This is a genomic window from Ruegeria sp. O11 (genome assembly GCF_056535285.1).
The window spans coordinates 25,752-49,742 of record NZ_JBQERS010000011.1 but is presented as its reverse complement, the minus strand read 5'-3'; the positions used below and the strand labels follow the sequence as shown (position 1 = coordinate 49,742).

The following is a 23,991-nucleotide window of genomic DNA, read 5'->3' as shown; positions in this document are numbered from 1 at the left end:
AGGAGAGGCGGCAGAATGGCCCAATTCCCAAGCAGTTTTGACAAGGACGATCTGCTGAAATGCGCCCGCGGCGAGCTTTTTGGCCCTGGCAACGCGCAGTTGCCCGCCCCGCCGATGCTGATGATGGACCGGATCACCGATATCTCGGGCGATGGTGGTGCGCATGGCAAAGGCCATGTACTGGCCGAATTTGATATTAAACCCGACCTTTGGTTCTTTGACTGCCATTTCCCCGGCAACCCGATCATGCCCGGCTGTCTGGGCTTGGACGGTCTGTGGCAACTGACCGGCTTCAACCTCGGTTGGCGCGGATGGCAAGGCCGTGGCATGGCCGTTGGCGTCGGCGAGGTCAAGCTTACCGGGATGGTACGCCCGGACCGGAAGATGCTGACCTATAAAATTGATTTCAAAAAAGCGATCCAAACGCGCCGTCTGACAATGGGTGTGGCAGATGGCATCGTCGAAGCCGATGGCGAATTGATATACGACGTCAAGGACATGAAGGTCGTTCTGTCAGACGCCTGAGCCTGACCGGCCGAAACAAGGAGTACGCACATGCGTCGAGTAGTCGTCACCGGTTTGGGGGTTGTGTCCTCGATCGGGAACAACGCTGAAGAGGTGCTTGCCTCGCTGAAAGCAGGCAAATCTGGCATTGAGGCCAACGAACAGATGGTCGAACACGGCTTTCGCAGCCAGATCGCCGGATCGCTGAAAATCGACGTGGCTGATCACGTGGACAAGCGCACGCTGCGGTTCATGGGACCGGGCGCAGCTTATGCCCATATCGCGATGAGCCAGGCCATCGCTGATGCCGGGCTGACCGAAGATCAGGTCGTCAATCCGCGCACCGGTCTGGTCGCGGGTTCGGGCGGACCTTCGACCAGCGCGATGCTGACCGCACACCAAACCGTGCTGAAAACCGGCGCGACCAAACGGATCGGCCCGTTTGCAGTGCCTAAATGCATGTGCTCGACGATTTCAGCGAACCTTGCGACCGCGTTCAAGATCAAGGGCATCAACTATTCGATTACCTCTGCCTGCTCGACGTCGCTGCACTGCATCGGCAACGCGGCTGAACAGATCATGCTGGGCAAGCAGGACGTGATGTTCGCAGGTGGCGGCGAAGAACTGGACTGGACCCTGTCCTGCCTGTTCGACGCGATGGGTGCGATGTCGTCCAAATATAACGACACGCCCAACAGAGCCTCACGCGCATTCGATCAAAACCGCGACGGATTCGTAATTTCCGGTGGTGGCGGCATTGTGGTTCTTGAGGACCTCGAACATGCGCTTGCGCGTGGTGCGAAAATCTATGCCGAAGTGACCGGCTATGCCGCTACATCGGATGGGCACGATATGGTGGCCCCTTCTGGAGAAGGTGGCGAGCGCGCGATGCGTCTGGCGCTGTCGACCGTGCCCGAAGGCCGCAAGGTCGGCTATATCAACGCCCACGGCACCTCGACCCCGGTTGGCGATGTAGGCGAAGTCGAAGCCGTGCGCCGTATCTTTGGCGAAGGCAGCGTACCTCCGATTTCATCAACCAAATCGATGACCGGCCACGCGCAGGGCGCGGCTGGCGCGCTTGAGGCGATCTTCTGCCTGTTGATGCTGGAACATGATTTCATTACTCCGTCGATCAATGTCGACACACTTGCCGAAGGCATCCTGCCCGGTGAAATTGCAACTCAAGTAGTTGAAAACGCAGGCCTGGACAGCGTGATGACCAACAGCTTCGGCTTTGGCGGCACCAACGGATCCATGGTTCTGTCGAAGTATAACGGGTGAACAAGATGTCGGATATTCTCAAGGGTAAACGCGGCCTGATCATGGGCGTGGCAAATGACCGCTCGATTGCATGGGGCATCGCCAAAGCCATGCACGAGGCGGGCGCTGAACTGGCTTTCACCTATCAGGGCGAGGCGTTCGGCAAGCGGCTGGAACCTCTGGCCCAGAGCCTTGGCAGCGACTTCATGGTCGATGCGGATGTCACCGATGACGCATCACTAGACCGCGCATTTGGCGAGTTGGGAAAGCGCTGGCAGACCATCGATTTTGTCGTCCACGCTATCGCCTATTCGGACAAGAACGAACTGACGGGCCGTTTCCTGAACACCACACGCGCAAACTTCAAGCATTCAATGGATGTGTCGGCCTATTCGTTTATCGAGGTCGCGCGCCGCGCCTATCCCCTGATGAAGGACAATGGCGGCACGCTTCTGACCCTGACCTATCAGGGCTCGAACAAGGTGGTGCCGAATTACAACGTCATGGGCGTCGCCAAAGCGGCGCTGGAATCTGCGACCCGTTATCTGGCAAACGATCTAGGCCCCGACGGCATCCGCGTCAACGCCATCTCACCCGGCCCTATGAAGACGCTGGCCGGTGCCGCCATCGGCGGAGCGCGCAAGACCTACAAGTTCTGCGACCAGAACGCGCCGATGCGTTCGAATGCCACGCTAGAGGCTGTTGGCGGCACTGCCGTTTATCTGGCATCCGATGCGGGAAGCTTCACCTCGGGTGAGATCATCCGTGTCGACGGCGGGTATCACATTCTTGGCATGCCTCAGCCCGAGGCCATGTGACCATATCTTTCCCTGCGGGCGCCAAGATTTGACCATCTTTGCCCCGCAGGGATTACGATATGAGCAAACTTGAACAAATCCTTGCGAGTAACGCGCGCTCGCCAGCGTTGAAACGCAAGTCAGGAAGCGGACGTGCACGTCTGTTCCTGCTAATACTCACATCGCTGCTGATTGCCTTTGTGTTTCTGACCCAACCGCCTGTACGCAATGCGGTTGAGCCTCTGTTGTCACATATCCCCGACCTTTGATCTGAACGGGATCAGTTGATCGAAACGATCTCGATGTCAAAGACCAGATCTTGCCCCGCCAATGGATGATTTGCATCCAGAGTCACTGTCGCCTCGTCTACTTCGACAACAGTCACTGGTAGCGCCTGACCGTCAGGGGTTTGCATCTGCAACTGCGTACCGGGTTCCAGCGGAATGTCATCCGGGATGCCTTCACGCGGGATCTGTTGCCGCATACCCGGATTGATCGGACCATAGGCTTCAACGCAATCAATCTCGACACGCTTTTTCTCGCCAATCTCCATCCCCGGCAGGGCTGCATCCAGACCGGGGATGATCTGCCCGGAACCAACCGCAAACTCAAGCGGATCGCGCCCCTCGGAGCTGTCGAAGACTTTGCCGTCCAACAGAGTTCCGGTGTAGTGGATGCGAACGGTGTCGCCATCTTTTATTGCGGTCATGGTGGCCTCCGGCCTGAAAGGAATGAACGGCGCAGCCTAGAGGCTGACACGGCATTGTAAACCCTGCCCTCTTTAACCCCGGAACCGGTTGTGGTTACCTGCGCCCGATCAGGGGAGGATCGGATGGCTATCACCACTTGTGTATTCGACGCGTATGGCACTCTGTTTGACGTGGCTGCTGCTGCCCGGCAGGCCGCAGCGGAACAGGGGTTCGAGGCGCTGGCGGATAAATGGCCCGAATTGGCCAGTCACTGGCGTCTGAAGCAACTGCAATACACTTGGCTGCGTGCTGTCGCTGATGCGCATTGTGACTTTTGGGACGTCACGCAAGATGGGCTGGATTGGGCGTTGGAAGCGGTTGGCCTGCAAGGGGATACCACCCTTCGGCAGCGCCTGCTGGATTTGTATTGGGAGTTGCAGGCCTATCCTGAGGTCCCCGAGATGCTTAATACACTGAAAGCGGGCGGGATGCAGACGGCCATCCTGTCCAACGGTTCGCCTCCTATGTTGGATGGTGCGGTTCAATCTGCTGGGATCGGAGATGTGCTTGATGACGTGTTGTCGGTTGAAAGCGTCGGGGTCTTCAAACCCCATGCCAGCGTCTATGACCTCGTGCAAAACCGGTTTGGCTGCGCGCGTAACGAAGTGCTATTCGTCAGTTCAAACGGCTGGGACGCCGCTGGGGCAAGCGGCTATGGATTTGTTACCGCTTGGGTGAATCGCGCAGGGGAACCGATTGACCGCCTGCCCTGGAAACCTGCCCATGTGCTGTCTGACCTGACAACGATCCCGCAATTGGCGGGGCTTTGATGGCGTATTTCACCACGTCGGACGGCAAACGCCTGTACTATGAAGATACAGGTACGGGCCAACCTCTGCTCTGCCTGGCAGGCTTGACACGGAACTGCCGCGACTTTTCGTTTCTAGCGCCACATCTGAGCGATCTTCGTATGATTGCGATGGATTATCGCGGGCGCGGCAAGTCTGATTTTGATGCGAACTACATGAATTACAACATCCTGCGCGAGTGGCAGGATGCAGTTGAACTGCTGGATCACCTGGGCTTGGGTAAGGTGGCACTATTGGGCACCTCGCGCGGGGGGCTGATCGCCATGGCGCTGGCCACCAGCCATCCTGACCGTCTGGCAGGTGTGATCCTAAACGACGTTGGTCCGGTGATCGAACTCGGTGGTATTGCCAAGATCATGGGCTATGTCGGCAACCGCCCAACCTCAAAAACCTACGACGATGCGGCTCACGCCCTTGGGGTCATGATGGATTCGCAATTCCCAGGTGTCTCTTTGGACATCTGGAGACAGCAGGTTGAGAACCAATACATCCAGACCGATACCGGACTGGACCTGCGCTATGACCCTGCCCTGAGAAACGCTCTGATCGAACAGGCAGCAAACACGCCCGCTCCTGACCTCTGGCCTTTGTTCGACGCGTTGCACGATATCCCGACTGGCGTTATCCGGGGTGCGAATTCCGACCTGCTGAGCACTGCCACAGTACAAGAAATGCACGCGCGCCACCCTAAACTGATCTCAACCGAAGTACCGGACCGTGGTCATGTTCCGTTCCTGAACGAAGTGCAATCCCTCGACCTAATCCACCAAATATTGGATGCCACATGAGCAACATTGACATGATCGAAGCCGCAGCCAACAGGCTGAAAGGGCACGTGCGCGAGACCCCGCTTCTGTCATCACCTTTTCTGGATGAAATCGCGGGTCGCCGCGTATTGGTAAAACCCGAATGCCTGCAACACACCGGTAGTTTCAAGTTTCGCGGCGCGTGGTCCGCAATCTCTGCGCTGGATGACGCGGCGCGCAACCGCGGTGTGATCGCCTATTCCTCGGGCAATCACGCGCAAGGCGTTGCCTATGCAGCAGCTCAACACGGGATATCTTCAGTCATCGTCATGCCGTCGGATGCGCCGAAGCTGAAGATTGAAAACACCCGCGCGCTGGGGGGGGAAGTGGTCCTCTATGACCGTGCAACCGAAAGCCGCGAAGACATCGGTGAAGCGTTGGCTACTGAGCGCGGTTTGACGCTGATCCGACCCTATGATGAGCCGCAAGTGATTGCAGGGCAAGGTACGACGGGATTGGAGTTGGCGCGTCAGGCGCTCGAGCTTGACGTGACCGAAGGCGATGTCCTCGTATGTTGCGGCGGAGGTGGGTTGACCTCTGGCATTGCACTGGCTCTGGAACATCATGCACCCGGCCTACGCGCGCGCCCATGTGAGCCCGAGGGGTTTGACGATGTTAAACGCTCTCTGCAGGTTGGCGCGATCCAGAGCAACAATGCCTCATCCGGCAACATCTGCGACGCAATCCTGACACCGCAACCGGGGCGAATTACCTTTCCGATTCTTCAACGGCTTTGCGGCCCCGGACTTGCAGTATCTGAACAAGAGGCACTGCACGCCGTGGCCCTCGCCTTTTTGCGCCTCAAGATAGTGTTGGAGCCAGGTGGAGCGGTGTCTTTGGCGTCAGCGCTGTTTCGGAAAGATCAAATTGAGGGGGATACCGTGATCGTCGTGGCCTCGGGCGGGAATGTAGATCCGCAGATATTTGAACAAGCGTTGGAATTCCTTACCTGACAATCGGAAGCGATCAGTGCAAAATCTGATCGAGTTTGTTTTATTAGGCACCCTGAACAGACGGGGACCGATTGCATGCGTATCGCTGACCTGAAAGACGTAAGTCTACACTATCGAATTGACGGAGATGTCGACGGAGCCCCCATTGTATTTGCCAATTCACTGGGTACCGACATGCGCCTTTGGGACCCGATTATACCTTTTCTACCCAAAGGGTTACGGATCATCAGATTCGATAAACGCGGACACGGATTATCGTCCCAACCGGCCGCCCCATACTCAATGGGGAGCTTGATACGAGATGCTGAACAACTGCTGGATCATCTCGAGGTAAAAGACTGCGTGTTTGTCGGCCTGTCCATCGGCGGTATGATTGCGCAGGGATTGGCGGTAAAGCGCATGGACCAGATCCGCGCACTGGTGCTGTCGAATACCGCTGCCAAGATTGGGACGCCTAAGATCTGGCAAGACCGTATGGCAGCCGTTCGCGCTGGTGGGATTGAAGCCCTTGCTGACGCCACAATGGAGCGTTGGTTCTCGAAACACTTCCAGTCCGGCCCTGAGATACCCTTGTGGCGAAACATGATGGTTCGGCAACCAGTTGAGGGATATCTGGGGTGTTGTGCCGCGATTTCGGGCACAGATTTCTATACGCCCACCAGCGGACTGCGGCTGCCCACATTGGGAATTGCTGGCAGCGAGGACGGTTCGACTCCGCCCGATCTGGTACGTGAAACGGTTGATCTTATACCTGGCTCGCGCTTTGCACTGATCCGACGGGCGGGTCATCTGCCATGTGTCGAGCGCCCGCAGGAATATGCCGAATTGCTTGGCAATTTCCTGATCGAGATCGGCCATATCTGAGGGAGAAACAGTTGGCGGACTTCTTACTAGTCCACGGGTCATGCCACGGTGCCTGGTGCTGGCGTGACCTGATTCCGGAATTGACCACATTCGGGCATTCTGCCCGCGCTATCGATATGCCAAGCCATGGTTCGGACCCAACTCCAATTCAGGATGTGACCCTCGAGTCGTGCCGGGATTCAATTTTGAAAGCCTCAACACCACAATCGATCATCGTGGCACACTCCTGGGGCGGTTATCCCGTCAGCGCTGCTGCCGAGGCTGATCCGGATGCCATGCGGGGTGTAATTTATCTCAGCGCATATGTCCCGCAATCCGGGCTTTCCATGATTGAAATGCGTAAACGCGCGCCTCGCCAGCTGATAGGTGATGCCGTCGAAAAATCTTCTGATGGTCTATCGTATACGGTTGTACCGGATCGGGTTCATGATCTGTTTTATCATGACTGCCCGCATGAGGTTGTGGCCTACGCGTTTGGTCGCTTATGCCCCCAAGCTATCGCGCCGCAAGCGACACCATTAGATACAGGCAAAAACTTCGCCAGCGTCCCAAAAGGATACATCCGAACGACTGATGACCGTACAGTGCCGACCGAGTATCAGGCCGAAATGGCTGGATGCGCAGACGCCGGTATGTGCCTGACCATCGACAGTTCTCATTCACCGTTCTTCTCGCACCCTGAGCATCTGGCCGGATTGATGCACCAGATCTCGGAACGAATGTGACCGGGGCCGATAACAAACGATCGCAATCACCGCGAAGGCGGGGTGCAAAACTCGCCCAGCTATTCGTTCGGCTCTTGTGGAATGCGAGGCGGAAAGATTGATAACAGCCTGCTGCATTTATGAACGCGCGCGCCGCATTGGCATAACAACGACATATACGTGACGGAAACCACCTTGCAGGTTAGGCCGGGACAGGCCACCGTGAGCTCAAACGGGAACGGGGAAAAACATGCAATCCATCAAAGCAGCCGTGTGCAGGGCGTTCGGCGAACCGCTGATCATCGAAGACATTCTGATCGCGCCACCTGGAATGGGTGAGGTAGAAGTTACGCTGGAGGCCGTGGCAATCTGCCATTCGGATATCTCATTCGCCAGCGGGGCATGGGGCGGTCACCTACCTGCCGTCTACGGGCATGAGGCCGCTGGGATAATCTCGGCAGTCGGAGACGGTGCGGGCGATTTTAAGGTTGGTGATCCGGTGGTCGTGACACTGATCCGTGCGTGCGGGTCATGCCCCTCTTGCGCTGGGGGAAAACCCACAATTTGCGAAACGCCCTATGACACGATCAAAGGACCGCTACGAACCGCAGACGGGGGCGCATTGGAACAAGCGATGGCTTGCGGTGCATTTGCCGAGAAAGTCGTGGTCAGCCATCGTCAGATCGTCAGAATTCCCGAAACACTACCAAAGGATCTCGCAAGCCTGCTCTCGTGCGGCGTGATCACCGGGGTCGGTGCAGCCGTCAACGCCGCTGAATTGCGCCCCGGGCAGGATGTTGTAGTGATTGGTGCCGGTGGGGTTGGCCTAAATGCGATTCAAGGCGCACGTATCGCCGGCGCGCGCCGTATCGTTGCCGTCGACATGACCGAAGAAAAGCTTGAGATCGCTAAAGAGTTCGGAGCGACGCATGGTGTTCTGGGCAACCTCAGGGAGCCGTGGAAAGCCGCGTATAAAGCGCTTGGCGGGCGTGGAGCAGACGCGGTTCTGATTACCGTTGGCGCAATCCCAGCCTATGACCAGGCCCCGCGCTATCTGGGCCGCGGTGGCAAAGCGATCATGATCGGGATGCCGCATTCTGGTGACATGTCCAGCTATGAACCCGTTGTTTTGGCAGCGCTTGGGCAAGGCATGGTTGGGTCAAAAATGGGAGACGTCGTGATCCAGCGCGATATTCCATGGATGATTGATCTTTATGAACAGGGGCGGCTGAAACTGGACGAATTGATCTCGGGTCGCTGGACCCTTTCACAGATCAACGAAGCCATCGAGGATACCAAGACCGGTGCTGCTAAGCGCAATGTGATCATGTTCGACCGCGACTGAACCCCTGAAAGGAGCGCCTGATGAAACTGCAGGATCTCGATGTCATCGTTACCGCCCCTCCGGCCCCAGGCTGGGGTGGGCGCTATTGGATTCTGGTCAAAGTCTCGACCGATACGGGTGTGGTTGGATGGGGAGAATGCTATGCATCCTCGGTCGGACACGATGCCATGACCCATGTCATCCGCGATGTGTTCGAACGGCACATGCAAGGGGAGAACCCCGAGAATATCGAATTGATGTTCCGGCGTGCATACTCCAGCGGATTTACGCAGCGCCCGGATCTGACTGTCATGGGCGCGTTTTCGGGCTTAGAGATCGCGTGCTGGGACATTCTTGGCAAAGATCGGGACCGACCGGTCTATGCACTTCTGGGCGGCAGGATGAACGACCGTATCCGGGCCTATACCTATCTCTACCCGCTTCCTCAGCACGATCTGGCTGACTTCTGGACCTCGCCGGAACAGGCCGGTGAAAGTGCGGCAGAAATGGTTCGACGCGGCTACACAGCTATCAAATTCGATCCGGCGGGGCCCTATACGATCCGCGGCGGGCATATGCCTGCTATGTCGGATATCTCAATGTCAGTTGCATTCTGTAACGCCATTCGCGAGGCGGTAGGAGATAAGGCCGACCTGCTATTCGGCACCCACGGTCAGTTCAACACCGCCGGAGCAATTCGCCTAGGACAAGCGCTGGAGCCCTATTCACCTTTGTGGTTTGAGGAGCCCACTCCTCCGGACATGATTGAAGATATGGCTCGCGTGGCGCGCAATGTCCGCATACCTGTCGCGACGGGTGAGCGGATGACGACCAAGGCCGAATTCGGCGCGGTATTGCGCGCAGGCGCCGCCGAAATACTGCAACCCGCACTTGGCCGTGCAGGCGGTATCTGGGAGATGAAGAAGGTCGCCGCCATGGCCGAGGTTTTTAACGCGCAGATGGCACCGCATCTATATGCGGGCCCGATTGAATGGGCTGCCAACATTCATCTGGCCGCATCGATTCCAAACCTGTTGCTCCTGGAAAGTATCGAAACGCCGTTTCACGACCAACTGATCAAAGGAAGCATCCGCGTCAACGAGGGCTTTGTCACTCCTCCCACCAAGCCCGGGCTTGGTATTGACGTTGACGAGGACCTTGCGCGCGCACACCCCTACATAGGTGATGGTCTGCACTTAGAGATGCAGGAAGCGCCCTGCGACTATGTAAATGGAAATGCATTTCAGGGCGGCGCTCCTGTGGTCGAGGGGTGACAATCGGACGGCAAGTAAGGCATATTGATCCGACCCAGAAGTAGATCTTAGGTTGTTGCGTGAGACCTCAGGATAACGACACTCAAATTTTGTCGGGGGAAACCCCCGCAGATATGAAAGAAAGTGCGGCACGGGCAGCGGTATTCCTCAAGGCCCTGGCACATGAAGGTCGCCTGATGATCTTGTGCCATCTGGGAGACGGCGAGCGTTCTGTAGGAGAGTTGGAGGATTTGCTGGAGCTTCGGCAGGCAGCGGTCAGCCAAATGCTTGCACGCTTACGCGACGAAGGACTGGTAAAAACCCGACGCGATGGCAAAACGATCTATTACGCACTGAATGATGGCAAAGCTGCGCAGATGATCGAACTTCTCTATAGCCTGTTTTGTGAGCCAGATGCCTAGGCCGATCAGTTCGAGACATATCCTGCGATAACCTGCAGCAGCTTGAAGGCTGTGGCAGCATCATTTTCGACCACGGCCAGGAATTCTTCTTCACCAATTCGCAGACAGGACAGGTCCGTTTCTGCCACCATGCTCAAGGCCCGTGGCTCTTTACGGATCAATCCGAGCTCACCGACCAAAGCACCAGCGCCAACGGTTATGATAAGTTGGTCGTCCTCGCCCGAACGCGGCAGATAAAGACCCGCTTCGCCTTCGAGGACGACATAGGCCCCATCGGTTGGCTGGTCGTCCTTTAGGAACACCACCTGGCCGGCCTTGGCCTCGAACCAACGCGCACCAAAGGCCAGCAGGCGGAGCTGACGGCGGTCAAGACCCGAGAACAACGGTGTTTGTTCCAGCGCTCGCAATTTGCGACTCAGGTCGGCAGATGCAGCGCTGTCACCCTCGACGTCGGTTGGGCCTTCGCCAGTCACGACCCGACCCTGACGAATTTCGACATGCATGTCGAAAACATCTGGATTTTCGAACGTATCATTCAGGTAGATTACCGTAGTTTCGGGCAAAAGTTCACGCAGATTTTTGTAAACCGCGACCTGCGTTTCCATGTCATAGCTGGCCAACGCAGTTTCCAGGATCAAAATGTCCGGCTTTTTGATTGTTGCGCGCGTAAAGGCCAAGGGTTCAGCAAACACCGCCGGCAAGTTCTGACCACCAAGTGAAACCGGCACATCATAGATCAGTTCAACCACCAACGAACGCGCGCCATTTTCAGCCAACGCATCGACGATCAGCTTGCGTGCCTCATCGGTTCGCGCACCACCAATCTGGCTGACCTTACCGAATAACGCATTTTCCATGACAGTCAGGCCAGGCGCAAAGGCGTTCTCATTCAAAGGCACAAAAACATCGTGCAGAGGTTCCAGCAATTTTTCCGAGTGGCTGTGGCGAAGCTCGAGGATGCGATTTTTTAGCTCGTCCGAAAACGCAGGACCGATCTGTTCCGCCGAGATCACAAACGGCACCGACAACAAGCTGGCCAATTGCTCGTCGTCCAAGCCCTGTGTGCCTTCTTTGCGGGTTTGCTCAACCAATTCGACCGCAGCCTCGTAGGTTTGAGCCTCGAGCCCGAGTTTGCGGAACAATGGGTGGTCAGTTCCATCCAGTCCGAAGATCTGGCGTAGCATTTCAATCACGTCACGGGTCAGACTGACCAGAGTTTCATCCAGCCCCAGCTCACGCAACTGACCCAGAAACACGGTTTGGCGCGCCAAAAGTTGTTGATTGACTGGCACGCAGGGCGTCGCGAACAAGAGGTTTTCAGCAACCGGTAATGCGGGGTTATAAGTGGACCGGTCAAAAACCAAAGCTTGCTCGGCCAGACCAGCCTCGCGCACTGCCTGTTGCACCAATGGTCGCAGCTCAATCAGTTTGGCCGCCAACTCCGGATGTTCATTGGGATCAAAGGCCTGTTCTGCCCCGCGCTTAAACAGAGCGGCACCTGAACCCATGCCGTCTATCAACTGCAGCCACCATTCACGCAACTGATCGGTATCGTCAAAACCGGCCAATCCCGGATCAAACCATTTGGTATCTATTGGATCCGCGCTGTTACCCGCGCGCAGCGTTTCTGCAAAATTCGGATCATCAGATGAGGTGGACAATGGGCGGGGGCGCATCGGCATAATCACGTTCTCGCCCAACGTACCCTGAAACATCACCGGCCGAGAGGTAGCCAGACCGATCCGCGCTGCCACAACACTCTGATGCAGGCCTGCCATATTGATGCCGCCGATTTCGATCCGTCCAGAGGTCGGTGCAATCTCTCGGATCAGCAATTCGGTCAGTGCATCACGATCTTCTTCGCTGGTTGCCGAGATACCAATGGTCTTGCCGGCCGGAAAAGTCAGGTTCAGATCGTCAAGCACCTGATTGCCATCAATATCGCGAACCGAGACCCGGTCCAGCACGATATCACCATTCAAGTGGGGGCGTTCAGAAGGCTCGCCTTCGAACAGCGACTCGTCAATCATGCCTTCCGGTGCGAATCGCTCGATCACAACATCCCACCGCAGCGACATATCCTGCGTTTGGTTGTAGTAGGTCAGCAGTTCCTTCCAAGGAGAGCTCAGATCTTTATAGGCGGCCAGCGCGGCCACCAATGCGCCCAAAGAAACCGATCCCTGCAATACCAGAAGGCCTCCGACGAGATAAAACATAAAGGGCGTCAGCTGCGAGATGAAGTTGTTGATGAACTTCATAAAGAACTTTTTCTGATAGATCTCAAAGCGGATGGCGAACAACCGCCCCAGCTGATCCGAGATCATCGCACGACGATACCGCCACCCCCCATTGGCACGCAAAGTCGATGCACCGGCGGCATTCTCACCGATCTGGGCGGCCAGAACGCGGACCTCCTGAATGCGCTTCTTGTTCAGCAAGTTGATTTGACGCTGCAGTTTGGGGATCAACCAGGCCTGTAAAGGAATCAAGGCGACGGCAGCCAGACCGAACCAGACGCTTTGCAGAAACAGAAAGGACAGAATCGTGATCATCTGACCCGCCTGCAGCACAGGCTGACTGATCGCATCCCCCATCAAGCCTCCCATGGGCTCGCTTTCAGCGGTGACCATCGACACCATTTCGCCCTGGCTCACACGCTCAAAATAGGGCTGCGGAAATCTAAGCGCGCGATTGATCAACTGATACCGAAATCGACGCAGCATCCGTTCGCTCAAAACACCCTTCATGGTGTTGATGCGCATTTTCATCAGACCATGCGCCAGCACCGCAGCCAGAAAGGCAAAGCAGAGAATCGTCAGGAATGCAGTTTGTGTCAGGCTATATCCCCAAACGTCGACAATCTGACTGGTCGCACCGATTGCATCATTGATGATGCGTTTGGGGAGCTCCAAGGTGAGATAAAGTAATGGAAATAGCGTCGCAGTCACGGCCAGTAGAATCAGCTGATCGCGTTTGGAGTATTTCCAGATGAACCGAAAGATCGTTCGCTCGATTGAACCCGCCCCTACTAATGACCCACCGCTCAAATCACTGATTTTGGTGTGAATACAACGGCACGAATTTACCGCAATCGTATCCTCAGACGCAAATGAAAATCCGATTTGCGCTTATTTCGCGTTGTGTGAACAAGTTCATTTGCGCGGCAGGCCATTACCCCCTAATCTTCTGATTCAGGACGATATCGGGAGGATTCATTTGCCTGCCAACTTTGGCGCTGTGTTTCTGTTGCTCTGCCTGCTTCAGATCAAGCACATGTTCGCCGATTATTATTTACAGACGCCCAAAATGCTTTCTGGGCGTGGCACGTATTTCCACATGGGACGCGCGCAACATGCAGCTGTGCATGTTGTGGGATCGGTTATTATCTTTGCGCTCTTTCGTGCGCCGATAGAATTTATTCTGATCATTGCTGCATTGGAATGGATCGTGCATTTCCACATAGATTTCGCAAAAGCCAATTACTCAGATCGCAAACAGCTACAACCCAATCAGGCAGCTTTCTGGCGTGCCGCTGGTTTGGATCAATTGCTTCATAACCTGACCTATATCGGGATGGCCTGGGCCTGGGTGGTCTTTGCAGCCTGAAGCTTAAGGCACGGTCGGTTGATTTCTTTTGATTGTACGCAACACCACATTGGTCTGCGCACTGGCAACGGCTGGCAGCCGAAACAGGAAGTCCTCCAGAAACGTATTGTAAGCCGCCAGATCTCGGCAAAGGACACGCAAGTGGTAGTCCGCCTGCCCCGTGGTTGCATAGCATTCCTGGATTTCGGGGCTTAGTTCCACCGCTCGGATGAAGTCGACGATTTTGTCCGGATCGTGTCGCGTCAGATGCACATGTACGATTGCTTCGAACGTCAATCCCATCGCCGGTGGGTTCACCAAGGCACCATAGCGTTCGATTATCCCTGCGTCTTCAAGAGCGCGCACTCTGCGCCAAAGCGCCGAGGCCGACATCCCCACTGTGTCGGCTAAATCTGCATTCGAAATTCGACTGTCATTCTGCAGCAGCGTCAGAATTCGGCGGTCTCGGTCATCTAGAGCAATCATATTGGATATTCTAATCGGAATTTTGATATATTGTGAGTTTTTTTCCAAAATATCATATCTCAGCACACAAAATGGAACGGTTAACCATTCAAACTGGGTTAAAATATCCTCAACCAAAGGCATAATCCCATGGACCCGATGCAATGAGCCACCTCGACCGAAATATTCGCACCTATCAACTCGACGATCGCTATTCCCTAACTCAAGGCCGGGTCTTTTTGACGGGCACTCAGGCCCTCGCGCGGATCATGATGGATCAGGCGCGGCGCGATCGGCAGGCAGGTTTGAATACATCAGGTTTTGTCTCTGGCTATCGCGGATCGCCATTGGGCGGGTTGGACCTGGAGCTTTGGCGTGCCAAAGAACGATTAATAGCAGACCGCATCACCTTCATGCCCGCTGTGAACGAGGACCTGGGCGCAACAGCGGTACTGGGTGCCCAACAGGCCACGTTGGACCCACATTGCGAAGTCGAGGGCATCTTTTCGATGTGGTACGGCAAAGGCCCTGGCGTCGACCGTTCAGGCGATGCGCTAAAACATGGCAATGCTTATGGTTCCGCCCCGAAAGGTGGCGTGCTTGTGGTGGCGGGCGACGACCACGGTTGCGTCAGTTCGTCGATGCCGCACCAATCGGACGTGGCCTTCATGGCGTGGTTTATGCCCACATTGAACCCGGCCTCGGTCGAGGAATATTTGGAATTCGGCGAATACGGATTCGCTCTTTCCCGCTTTTCGGGCACATGGGTCGGGTTCAAGGCGATCTCAGAAACAGTGGAAAGCGCGCGTTCGGTCGATCTGCTCCCGGACCGCAGTTTCACCCTGCCCCGGATCGATCTGCCAGAACGCGGCTTGCATGTGCGGACGGCCGACCTGCCCTCGCCTGAGATCGAGACCCGCATACAACACAAGCTGCGTGCCGTCCGGGCATTTGCCGAAGAAAACCCCATCGACCGACGCATCTATGACATCGACAACGCCAAATTCGGATTTGTGACCACCGGCAAAGGTCACCTTGATTTGATGGAGGCGCTGCGTTTGTTGGGCCTTGATCAAGCCGCTTGCCGTCGCTTGGGGATCGACATCTACAAGGTCGGGATGGTCTGGCCGCTGGCCCGCCGCAACGCGTTGCGCTTTGTGAAAGGCAAGGCCGAGGTTCTGGTCGTCGAGGAAAAGCGCGGCATCATCGAAAGCCAGTTCAAAGAGTATTTCTATGACTGGCCCGGCGACAAACCCCACAAGATGGTGGGCAAATATGACAGCCATGGTGAACCGCTGATCCCGTGGACCGGGGAACTCAGCCCGTTGATGCTAGCCCCCATCGTAGCCGCCCGCCTTGACACGTTCTTTCCAGAAGAAAACCTGCCTGCTAAAGCGCGCGCGCTGACCGAGACGGAAGCGCCCGTGATCAACGTCCCGGGTGCAACGCGAACGCCCTATTTCTGCTCGGGTTGCCCGCACAACACCTCGACTAAAGTACCCGAAGGCTCCACTGCTGCCAGCGGCATCGGGTGCCATGTCATGGCATCATGGATGGATCGCGAAACCGTCGGCTACGCTCAGATGGGCGGAGAAGGCGTGCCTCACGTGGTGGCCTCACAATTCAATGGCGGCAAGCATATCTTTCAGAATCTGGGCGAAGGGACGTGGTACCATTCGGGATCCCTCGCGATCCGACAGGCGGTCGCGGCAGGAACGAACATCACCTATAAAATCCTCTACAATGATGCGGTCGCAATGACCGGAGGGCAGCCGGTGGACGGGCCAGTCAGCGTGGCAGGCATCGCGCAAACCTGCCGCGCCGAGGGGGTCGAGCGGATCGCACTGGTCTCGGATGGCATCACCAAGTTCGGCCGTGCCGAATTCCCTGCGGGAACTACATTTCATGACCGGGCAGAAATGGACAGCCTGCAACGCGAGCTGCGCGACATACCCGGTGTCACCGTTCTGATCTACGAACAGACTTGCGCGACCGAAAAGCGACGCCGCCGCAAGCGCGGCACGATGGAAGACCCAAAGAAATTTGTTTGGATCAATGATCTCGTCTGCGAAGGCTGTGGCGACTGTTCGGTGGCATCGAACTGCCTGAGTGTCGAGCCGCGTGAAACGCCGCTGGGCCGCAAGCGCAAGATTAATCTGAGCTCCTGCAACAAGGATTTCTCGTGCCTGAACGGGTTCTGCCCCAGTTTCGTGACCATCGAGGGCGCAACTCGGCGCAAGAAGAGCGTTGATATGGATCTTGATGCGCTTGAGGCGGGACTGCCCCTGCCCTCGGCCGCATCTTTGGAGTCCCCCTTTGATCTGCTGGTGACAGGCGTCGGAGGCACCGGAGTGGTTACAGTCGGGGCCTTGATCACCATGGCGGCGCATCTAGAAGGTAAGGGTGCTTCGGTTCTGGATTTCACCGGATTTGCACAAAAATTCGGAACCGTACTGAGCTATATCCGCCTCGGTAAAGAACCTGATACGCTCAACCAGGTGCGCATTGATCAGGGCGCTGCGGATGCGGTGATCGGATGCGATGTGGTCGTAAGCTCGGCCCCCAAAGCATCGGCTCACTTTGCGCCGGGGACGCGCGTCGTTCTGAACCGGGCCGAGATGCCTACCGGAGATCTTGTGCTGCATCGTGATGCCCAACTACGGGTTGACGCGCGGGAGCAGGCGATTGCAGACGTAGTGGGTGCGGAAAATTTAACCAGCCTTGACGCAAACGCGATGGCCGAGGCGCTTTTAGGCGATACGGTCTTCGCCAATGTCATTATGTTGGGCTATGCTTGGCAAAAGGCGCTGGTACCTGTGTCACACACCGCGCTGTCGCAGGCAATTCTTCTAAACGGTGTCGCGGTCGAAAAGAACCGACTGGCTTTTGCCCTTGGACGGTGTTTGGCAGTTGATCCGGAACGCGTTCAGGGATTGGCTCAGCCGACCGAGACAGAGGACACACTGGACCAGATGATCGAGCGGCGGGTTGCCTTTCTTACTGACTATCAGAACGCCGAATATGCCAACCGCTACGCACAGCGGATCAAGGCGATCCGATCGTCAAAGTCTGATATCTCGGACCGCCTTGTTGAGACGATTGCTCGAAATCTGTTCCGTTTCATGGCCTATAAGGACGAGTTTGAGGTCGCCCGACTGCAGACATCTTCTGACTTTTCTGAGGAGCTGGCACAGCAGTTCGAAGGTGATTTCAAAGCCAAATACCATTTCGCCCCACCGCTGCTGAGTTGGCGCAAGGATGAGCGCGGGCGACCGGTCAAGTTTACGTTGGGCGCATGGATGCACCCGGTTCTGCGTGGTCTTTCACGGTTGCGCGGATTGCGCGGATCAACTCTGAACCCGTTCGGATATCACGCCGAAGCGCGGCTGCACCGTAATATCCTGAATTGGTTTGAAGAGCTTCTGAACATGTATCAGACCAATCCGACAGCACGATCAGAAGCAGAGTGGTTGCGCGCGTTCTCGGCGGCGGACCAGATACGAGGGTTCGGACCGGTACGCGAAGAGAGCTTCGAAACAGCGCGCGCAGAGGTGTCTTAACCGAGAACCGAAAAGCTGCTTTCGGTATTGATGGGCCGTTTGCGGGAATAAAATCCGGTGTCGATAGTCCGGCCTAAATAGGGCAACTCGAACTGCAACGGATTGTCATCATGATCTGCACCGCCTTCGACATAGCCGATCAAAGCGGTCATCATCTTGCCCGCGATCGGAGCATTTTTGTATTGGTTCCCGCTGGTGCCGCAGGCCATGTAGAACCCCGGAAGGCTGGATTTATCATAGATCGGAATCCAATCTGTCGATGCATCGTACAAATCCACGACGCCCCGGGTGCGTGAGGGTATCCCCAGGCTGGGAACGCGCTGCGCGTAGCGCATTGCTTGCGTTGTCCACTGGTCTGTAAAATCATGGTTATAATTCACGTCATCTTCGCACCATTGATGCGGATCGCACGCCGGATCTTCCGAGCCGATCAGAATGTGGTTGCCATGCTCAGGGCGGCAATAAAGGGCGATGTCGCTATCTGAGACAATTGTTCCTTGTGTCTCAAAATCAAACCCTTCGGGTGCCGGTACATGCACGACTTCCTGCCGCAGCGGGCGGGTCTGGATGGTCATGTCACCCAGAACCCCTGCCATTTCGTTAACAATTGCCGACCCGGGCCCAGCGACGTTTACAACCACTTTGGCATGGATCTCTTCACCCGAGGCAAGTTTGACGCCCGCAACGCGGCCCTCGCTGGTCAGTATTTCACGCACCTCAGCACCGGTGCGAACGTCGGCACCATGCAACTTCGCCGCATCCATCAGGTTTTGGGCCGACAACGCCGGATCTGTCACATATCCCGCGTTAGGCCAGAAAACCGCGCCTTGGACATGTGCCCCGTTCGATTGCCCAAACTCTGGATCATCCATTCGCCGCGCCGGAGCGAAGCTGTCTAACGTGTAAATCGGCAGACGTTCCGTAATCTTCTCCGGTGTCCATTCTTCAAAAGGACAGTCCAGTTCGGTACTGTACTTCTTATGGTTTTCAAGAAATCCATTGGCCTCCGTCTTCATGACCATACAGCCGGTTTCACGGAACTGTGCCAGATTGGCATCATCGGACAATCCCAGATAATCTGCCCAATCACGCCAATAATGGTATCCCTCCCAGGCGAAGGCCGTGCCATCAAAAGTCGAATAATGCATCCGAACGATGGCGCATGAACCGGCGGTCGATCCATGCCCAACTTGCGTATTGCGGTCCAGTGACAGAGTCTTCCAACCCGCCTTAGCCATCTCGAAGGCGATGGCGGCCCCAATTACGCCGGTTCCGATAATGATTGCATCAGGTTGGCTCATGTCCTGTCCTCTCCCAAAGGCGTTTCGCATAGTCGCTGAATTCGGATACTTCTTCGGGTCGCGGCTCAACCCCAGTGAAGACGTAAAGATAGTGTGGCACCATCGATAGCCTGGTCGCCATCGGCTCGTTCAACTGCGCCAGATCATATCCGATCTGCATATAGTACAGTACGCGTGCACGAGTCTCGGCTTCGGTCTCATCATAGTTGAAACGGATGAACATCGTGCACAGCGCTGCCAGACGTCTCGCGTCGGATTGATCCAACATGCGTCGCACCTTTCCAGATCGTCGCGCCCAATCTCGAACGGCAAAATCAAGCGCCGTATCAAAAAGCTCTGAGTTCACGACACAACGCTGAACATTGCAAACGGCCGCCGTTATCGTCTCTGCAGGCAGTTCGGATTGTGCGATCAATGCTGCCGTGTTGGTCGCCTGCCATCGCGCCAGCAACGCATCCAACAACTCCTGCCGGGACTTGAAGTACCAGTAGAACGAGGAGCGCGAGACCGCCATACGTTCCGCCAGGTTCATGACCTTCACCTGCTCGACCCCATCCGAGATCAAGACGTCCATGGCGACGTTCAACCAGTCATCACGTGTGACCTTAATATTGCCGGTCAAAGGTTCAGCTTCCGGATCGTCCCGGTGGAGGATTGGTTTTGTGCTCATTCAACTCTCCGGCGGTGCACCGCCTGCTTCCGTGCGACGTGCGATGAATTCATGCAACGCGCCAAGACGGCTCACATCCTGGGCTGGGGCTTCGAAATTCGCTAGAATTTCTTTCCAAACGCCTGTCGCCCGGTGATTTGCGTCGACCGAACCACGCTCGGTCCAAGTCCCGAAATTGGCGTAGTCATGAATATGTGGCTCGTAAAATGCAGTGTTGTAGCGTTCCATCGTCTGGCTGGTCGCGAAGAAATGCCCGCTGGGTTCAACTTCGCTCAGCGCGGAATCGAAACCTATCTCTGAACTATCTGCCTGCGCTCCGGCGCAAAGTTCGGCCACCATGTTCAGGACTTCTGCATCACAGATCATCTTTTCGAAGGACACCGTCAGGCCACCTTCAAGCCAACCGGCTGAGTGAATGATCACTGTCGCTCCGGCCATTAGGCAGCCCCAAAGACCGAACTGGTTCTCGTTGGCAGCCTGTACGTCATTGAGGTTCGAAGCCGACCCTGCCGCCGATCGCCAAGGCAGGCCTAAGTATCGTGCGAGTTGCCCCGCGGCCAACGACGCCTGAAAATGCGAAGGCGTTCCAAACGCAGGCGCACCGGATTTCATATCAACGTTGCTGGTGAAGGTCCCATAGCACACTGGCGCGCCGGGGTTTGTCAACTGCGTCAGTGTCAAAGCAGCGAGCACCTCGGCATGCGACAGGGTGATGGCTCCGGCAACGGTGATTGGCGCCATTGCACCCATCAGGGTAAATGGAGTGATAATCGACATCTGCCCGTGGCGCGCAAAATCGATCAGCCCCTGCGCCATCGGAATATCCAGCGTCCGCGGGCTATTGGTGTTGATGATCGTGTAACAATGCGGATTGCCACGGAACTCATCATCGCTAAACCCGCGCGCGATGGACAGCATCTCAAAACAGTCGATCACCTGAGGCGTTCCGCGCGAGAAGAAGAAGGGGAACTTGTCCGTCAATTCCATTTGCGCTTGGGTGGTGAAATAGTGCCTGACGTTGGTGGGTACGTCCTGCGGTTCGACCTGAGGCGAGATCATCTGGAAGACATCGAAATGATGCGTGAGCTTGAGGAACTCCAGATAGTCTTGCCCGTTTGCAGGCCTGCGCCCGCGCACCAGGTCAGTCGCATTCGGAGCACCAGCGCCGGGTTGGAACACCAAAGAACCTAGCTCCAGCGTGAAATCCCTGCGCCGCGCCCCGGCGCGGCAGGCAATGGATTTCGGGGCCGACGCCACCGCAGCCTCGACCATGTCGCGCCCGATGAAGACCATCTCATTATCTTCATTCACGCGCGCACCACCCTGCGCATAAATCCGGCGCGCCTCGGGCAGCAGGACCTTCACACCCAATTCTTCCAGCGTGCGCAAGGCCGTCTCGTGCATCTCGGCAATCTGATCCGCCGGAAATACTTCCATCTGCGGAAACGGATTGCGCAGCTGACGATAGTTCACGTCACGACTGGGTTGCGGGACCGCCTCGGCCCCACGCCCTCGGCGACGGCGTCTTCCAGCCTCTGCTTCCATGATCAACCTCGCATCGCTTTGCCCTGCGGGTCGTACGGCGACGGCTCAACCACGCGGACTGGGCGTTCAACGCCGACTACATGCACCGACAGCTCTGTCCCTGGGTTTGCCTTGTCGCGATCTACCAGAGCCATTGCCAAGGACTTGCCGGTGTAGTGCCCAAAGCCTCCCGACGTCACAAAACCCACACGTTCGCCGCCTGCCCAAATGGGTTCATACCCGCTGGCATCCGCGTCCAACGCGTCGACCTCAAGCGTCACCTGTACCTGCGCTGGTCCGTTGCCATCGCGCTCGGCCAGCGCCGCATCTTTGCCGACAAAATCCTTGTCCCAGTCGATCCAGCGATCCATCCCGGTCATGCCGGGTGTATAGAGCTGGGTGAATTCTGCAGACCAGATACCAAAGCTCTTCTCAAGCCGCGTCGACAGCATCGCGTTGAAACCGCATTCGCGGATTTCCTCATCGGCGCCGGCCTCCAACAGCATACGGCGTAGCTTGATATGGTCGCCATAGCGGCAGTTGATCTCGTACCCCTTCTCGCCCGTCACTGACATCCGGGCAACGCGGGCGCGGACCAGTCCAATATCGAAGTCGCCACAGCCCATGAATTTCAAGCCCGAGATGTCCTGTTCTGCCAGTTTCTCGACCACGGTCTCTGACCTCGGCCCAACCACGGCAAATCCACAGTATTCTTCACCCAGATCGCGGACCGTGACGCCATCCATCATGTGATCATCGAACCAACGCATATGCCAGGCACGCAGATAGTAGCTGCCCATGATCCACCAGGTGCCATCGCCCCAGTTGAGCACTGTCAGATCACCCTTGAGCCGTCCGTTCTCACCCAGCATTGGAGCCAGTTTAGCCCGACCCGGCGCGGGGAGTTTTGAGGCCATGACTTTGTCGAGCCACGCCTCGGCATTCGGACCTGAGACCTCAAACCGCGAGAAACCCGAGATATCAAGCAGGCCCACACCTTCGCGGATGGCCTTGCACTCCTCAGCCACGATGTCATGCGCGTTGGACCGCTTGAGCGTCGGCGTCTCCTCGAACCCGTTCGGCGCGAAGTAAAGCGGCACTTCAAGGTCCCAGCTAACACCCCATTTACAGCCTGCCTCGGTCATCGCGTCATGGGCCGGAGCCATTTTCAGCGGGCGGCCTGCGGGCAACTGCTCGTTCGGGTAGGTCATCACGAAACGACGGGAATAGAACTGACCAGTTGTTTCGCGGATGTAGCGTTTGTTCTGAGCGAAATCGCCATAACGTGCCACGTCCATCGGCCAAGCGTCGGCTTCGGGCTCGCCATGGATCATCCACTCGGCTAGCGTCTTGCCGACGCCACCACCCTGTAGGAACCCGGCCATCACCGCACAGGCTGACCAATAACCGCGCTTGCCCGGGACCGGACCGACCAGAGGGTTGCCATCAGGCGAAAAGGTAAACGCGCCATTCACCCATGTTTTGATGCCAACATTCTGGATCGACGGGTACCGTTCAAAGCCCAAAGTCAGCTCATTCTCAATCCGGTCAAGCTGTTCCTGAAACAGCTCTTCGCCGTAATTCCAAGGCGCACCGTCCATGGCCCAGTGTTCATGATCGACTTCGTAGATACCAACCAGAACACCCTTCTGGTCCTGCCGCATATAGGTGAAACCTTCGAGGTCCACGGTCATCGGCATCTCGAAATCTGCCTCAGCCATCTCGGGCACGGTATCAGTAATAAGATAGTGATGTTTGAGCGGCGACACCGGCAGTTCTACCCCTGCCATACGGCCCACCTGCTTGGCCCAGAGACCTGCGGCATTGACCACATGCTCACACGTGATGGTGCCCTTGTCGGTCACAACTTCCCAGCCATCCGCGGTCTGCGTCAGGCGTTCGACCTTGGTTTCCTCGTAATACTCGGCTCCGCGCTTTTTGGCTGCTGTGGCATAGGCCTGAACTGTTCCAGTGGTATCGATATAGCCTTCGCGGTCCGCCCACATTGCGCCAAGCACGCCGTCGGTTGACATGATCGGGCAGCGTTTCTGTGCCTCTTCCGGGGATAACAATTCGCAATCATCAATGCCGATAGATTGAAAGATGCGGTAGTTGGCCTGCAACCACTCCCACCGTTCAGGCGTTCCGGCCAACGTCAGGCCGCCGGTCATATGCAGGCCGATGTTCTGACCCGATTCCTTTTCGATCTCGCTTAGCAGATCAATCGTGTAGGCCTGAAGCGATGCCATGTTGGGATCGGCGTTCAACGCATGGATGCCCCCCGCCGCATGCCAAGACGAGCCCGAGGCCAGGCGCCGACGCTCCAACATCACCACATCCGACCAGCCGAACTTGGCAAGGTGATACAGAACCGAGGCGCCCACAACGCCGCCGCCAATTACCACTACGCGATACTGCGATTTCATCCCAACCTCCCCCGG

At 56.6% G+C, this 23,991-nt stretch carries 21 protein-coding genes; 14 read left to right on the top strand and 7 right to left on the bottom strand.

Annotated features, from left to right (window positions below; all coding sequences use genetic code 11):
- Nucleotides 1-15 precede the first annotated feature (15 nt).
- Genes fabA through ACRZ91_RS16980 form a run of 4 tightly spaced genes read left to right on the top strand, consistent with a single transcriptional unit; the run spans nt 16 to nt 2,830 of the window.
- Nucleotides 16-525: a bifunctional 3-hydroxydecanoyl-ACP dehydratase/trans-2-decenoyl-ACP isomerase gene (gene fabA / locus ACRZ91_RS16995; RefSeq protein WP_170477575.1), complete on the top strand. Its 510-nt coding sequence runs from the start codon at nt 16-18 to the stop codon at nt 523-525.
- A 30-nt stretch (nt 526-555) separates the two neighbouring features.
- Nucleotides 556-1,785 carry a beta-ketoacyl-ACP synthase I gene (fabB, locus tag ACRZ91_RS16990; RefSeq protein WP_480907289.1) on the top strand — a complete coding sequence of 410 codons (1,230 nt, stop codon included), beginning with the start codon at nt 556-558 and terminating at the stop codon, nt 1,783-1,785.
- 5 nt (nt 1,786-1,790) lie between these two features.
- A complete protein-coding gene (locus ACRZ91_RS16985) occupies nt 1,791-2,582 on the top strand; it encodes an enoyl-ACP reductase FabI (RefSeq protein WP_480907287.1) in 792 nt (263 codons plus the stop codon).
- Nucleotides 2,583-2,641: 59 nt separating this feature from the next.
- Nucleotides 2,642-2,830 carry a hypothetical protein gene (locus ACRZ91_RS16980; protein WP_480907285.1) on the top strand — a complete coding sequence of 63 codons (189 nt, stop codon included), beginning with the start codon at nt 2,642-2,644 and terminating at the stop codon, nt 2,828-2,830.
- A gap of 11 nt (nt 2,831-2,841) precedes the next feature.
- On the opposite strand, the gene ACRZ91_RS16975 is transcribed toward ACRZ91_RS16980, so the two are convergent.
- Nucleotides 2,842-3,270 carry an FKBP-type peptidyl-prolyl cis-trans isomerase gene (locus tag ACRZ91_RS16975; RefSeq protein WP_170477588.1) on the bottom strand — a complete coding sequence of 143 codons (429 nt, stop codon included), beginning with the start codon at nt 3,268-3,270 and terminating at the stop codon, nt 2,842-2,844.
- A gap of 123 nt (nt 3,271-3,393) precedes the next feature.
- On the opposite strand from ACRZ91_RS16975, the gene ACRZ91_RS16970 reads away from it, so the two are divergent.
- The 8 genes from ACRZ91_RS16970 to ACRZ91_RS16935 all read left to right on the top strand — a co-directional run bounded on the left by ACRZ91_RS16970 (nt 3,394) and on the right by ACRZ91_RS16935 (nt 10,445).
- Nucleotides 3,394-4,080 carry a haloacid dehalogenase type II gene (locus ACRZ91_RS16970; RefSeq protein WP_480907283.1) on the top strand — a complete coding sequence of 229 codons (687 nt, stop codon included), beginning with the start codon at nt 3,394-3,396 and terminating at the stop codon, nt 4,078-4,080.
- The gene (locus ACRZ91_RS16965) at nt 4,080-4,907 is read left to right on the top strand and encodes an alpha/beta fold hydrolase (RefSeq protein ID WP_480907281.1); all 828 of its coding nucleotides are present in this window, start codon (nt 4,080-4,082) and stop codon (nt 4,905-4,907) included. The genes ACRZ91_RS16970 and ACRZ91_RS16965 overlap by 1 nt, the downstream gene beginning before the upstream one ends.
- Nucleotides 4,904-5,878, top strand: a complete 975-nt coding sequence (locus ACRZ91_RS16960) for a threonine ammonia-lyase (protein ID WP_480907279.1) — start codon at nt 4,904-4,906, stop codon at nt 5,876-5,878. The genes ACRZ91_RS16965 and ACRZ91_RS16960 overlap by 4 nt, the downstream gene beginning before the upstream one ends.
- 75 nt (nt 5,879-5,953) lie before the next feature.
- The gene (gene pcaD / locus ACRZ91_RS16955; RefSeq protein ID WP_480907277.1) at nt 5,954-6,742 is read left to right on the top strand and encodes a 3-oxoadipate enol-lactonase; all 789 of its coding nucleotides are present in this window, start codon (nt 5,954-5,956) and stop codon (nt 6,740-6,742) included.
- Between the two features lie 11 nt (nt 6,743-6,753).
- On the top strand, nt 6,754-7,467 hold the full coding sequence (locus tag ACRZ91_RS16950) for an alpha/beta fold hydrolase (protein ID WP_480907275.1): 714 nt from the start codon (nt 6,754-6,756) through the stop codon (nt 7,465-7,467).
- 229 nt (nt 7,468-7,696) lie between these two features.
- Nucleotides 7,697-8,791, top strand: a complete 1,095-nt coding sequence (locus ACRZ91_RS16945) for a Zn-dependent alcohol dehydrogenase (RefSeq protein ID WP_480907274.1) — start codon at nt 7,697-7,699, stop codon at nt 8,789-8,791.
- A gap of 20 nt (nt 8,792-8,811) precedes the next feature.
- A complete protein-coding gene (locus tag ACRZ91_RS16940; protein WP_170545676.1) occupies nt 8,812-10,044 on the top strand; it encodes a mandelate racemase/muconate lactonizing enzyme family protein in 1,233 nt (410 codons plus the stop codon).
- Nucleotides 10,045-10,157: 113 nt separating this feature from the next.
- A complete protein-coding gene (locus tag ACRZ91_RS16935; protein ID WP_170477613.1) occupies nt 10,158-10,445 on the top strand; it encodes an ArsR/SmtB family transcription factor in 288 nt (95 codons plus the stop codon).
- Between the two features lie 5 nt (nt 10,446-10,450).
- On the opposite strand, the gene ACRZ91_RS16930 is transcribed toward ACRZ91_RS16935, so the two are convergent.
- A complete protein-coding gene (locus ACRZ91_RS16930; RefSeq protein WP_480907271.1) occupies nt 10,451-13,492 on the bottom strand; it encodes an ABC transporter transmembrane domain-containing protein in 3,042 nt (1,013 codons plus the stop codon).
- 169 nt (nt 13,493-13,661) lie between these two features.
- Between ACRZ91_RS16930 and ACRZ91_RS16925 the strand changes: the two genes are divergently transcribed.
- Entirely contained in the window at nt 13,662-14,051 is a 390-nt protein-coding gene (locus ACRZ91_RS16925) for a DUF3307 domain-containing protein (RefSeq protein WP_010437966.1), read from the top strand.
- 3 nt (nt 14,052-14,054) lie between these two features.
- Here ACRZ91_RS16925 and ACRZ91_RS16920 read toward each other — a convergent pair whose 3' ends face one another.
- Nucleotides 14,055-14,516: an Lrp/AsnC family transcriptional regulator gene (locus ACRZ91_RS16920; RefSeq protein ID WP_170774964.1), complete on the bottom strand. Its 462-nt coding sequence runs from the start codon at nt 14,514-14,516 to the stop codon at nt 14,055-14,057.
- Between the two features lie 143 nt (nt 14,517-14,659).
- On the opposite strand from ACRZ91_RS16920, the gene ACRZ91_RS16915 reads away from it, so the two are divergent.
- Nucleotides 14,660-18,055 (top strand): indolepyruvate ferredoxin oxidoreductase family protein, encoded by a 3,396-nt coding sequence (locus tag ACRZ91_RS16915; RefSeq protein ID WP_480907269.1) that lies wholly within the window; start codon nt 14,660-14,662, stop codon nt 18,053-18,055.
- Here ACRZ91_RS16915 and ACRZ91_RS16910 read toward each other — a convergent pair.
- From ACRZ91_RS16910 to ACRZ91_RS16895, 4 genes are read right to left on the bottom strand one after another with little or no spacing between them, the layout of a single operon-like run.
- A complete protein-coding gene (locus tag ACRZ91_RS16910; protein WP_480907267.1) occupies nt 18,052-19,356 on the bottom strand; it encodes an NAD(P)/FAD-dependent oxidoreductase in 1,305 nt (434 codons plus the stop codon). The two genes, ACRZ91_RS16915 and ACRZ91_RS16910, sit on opposite strands and share 4 nt — an antisense overlap.
- A complete protein-coding gene (locus ACRZ91_RS16905; RefSeq protein WP_170545690.1) occupies nt 19,343-20,026 on the bottom strand; it encodes a TetR/AcrR family transcriptional regulator in 684 nt (227 codons plus the stop codon). Before ACRZ91_RS16905 ends, ACRZ91_RS16910 begins: the two co-directional genes overlap by 14 nt.
- Complete coding sequence (locus tag ACRZ91_RS16900) at nt 20,027-21,571, bottom strand: trimethylamine methyltransferase family protein (protein ID WP_480907265.1); 1,545 nt, start codon at nt 21,569-21,571, stop codon at nt 20,027-20,029.
- Nucleotides 21,572-21,573: 2 nt separating this feature from the next.
- Nucleotides 21,574-23,976, bottom strand: a complete 2,403-nt coding sequence (locus tag ACRZ91_RS16895; RefSeq protein WP_480907263.1) for a GcvT family protein — start codon at nt 23,974-23,976, stop codon at nt 21,574-21,576.
- Nucleotides 23,977-23,991: the final 15 nt, after the last annotated feature.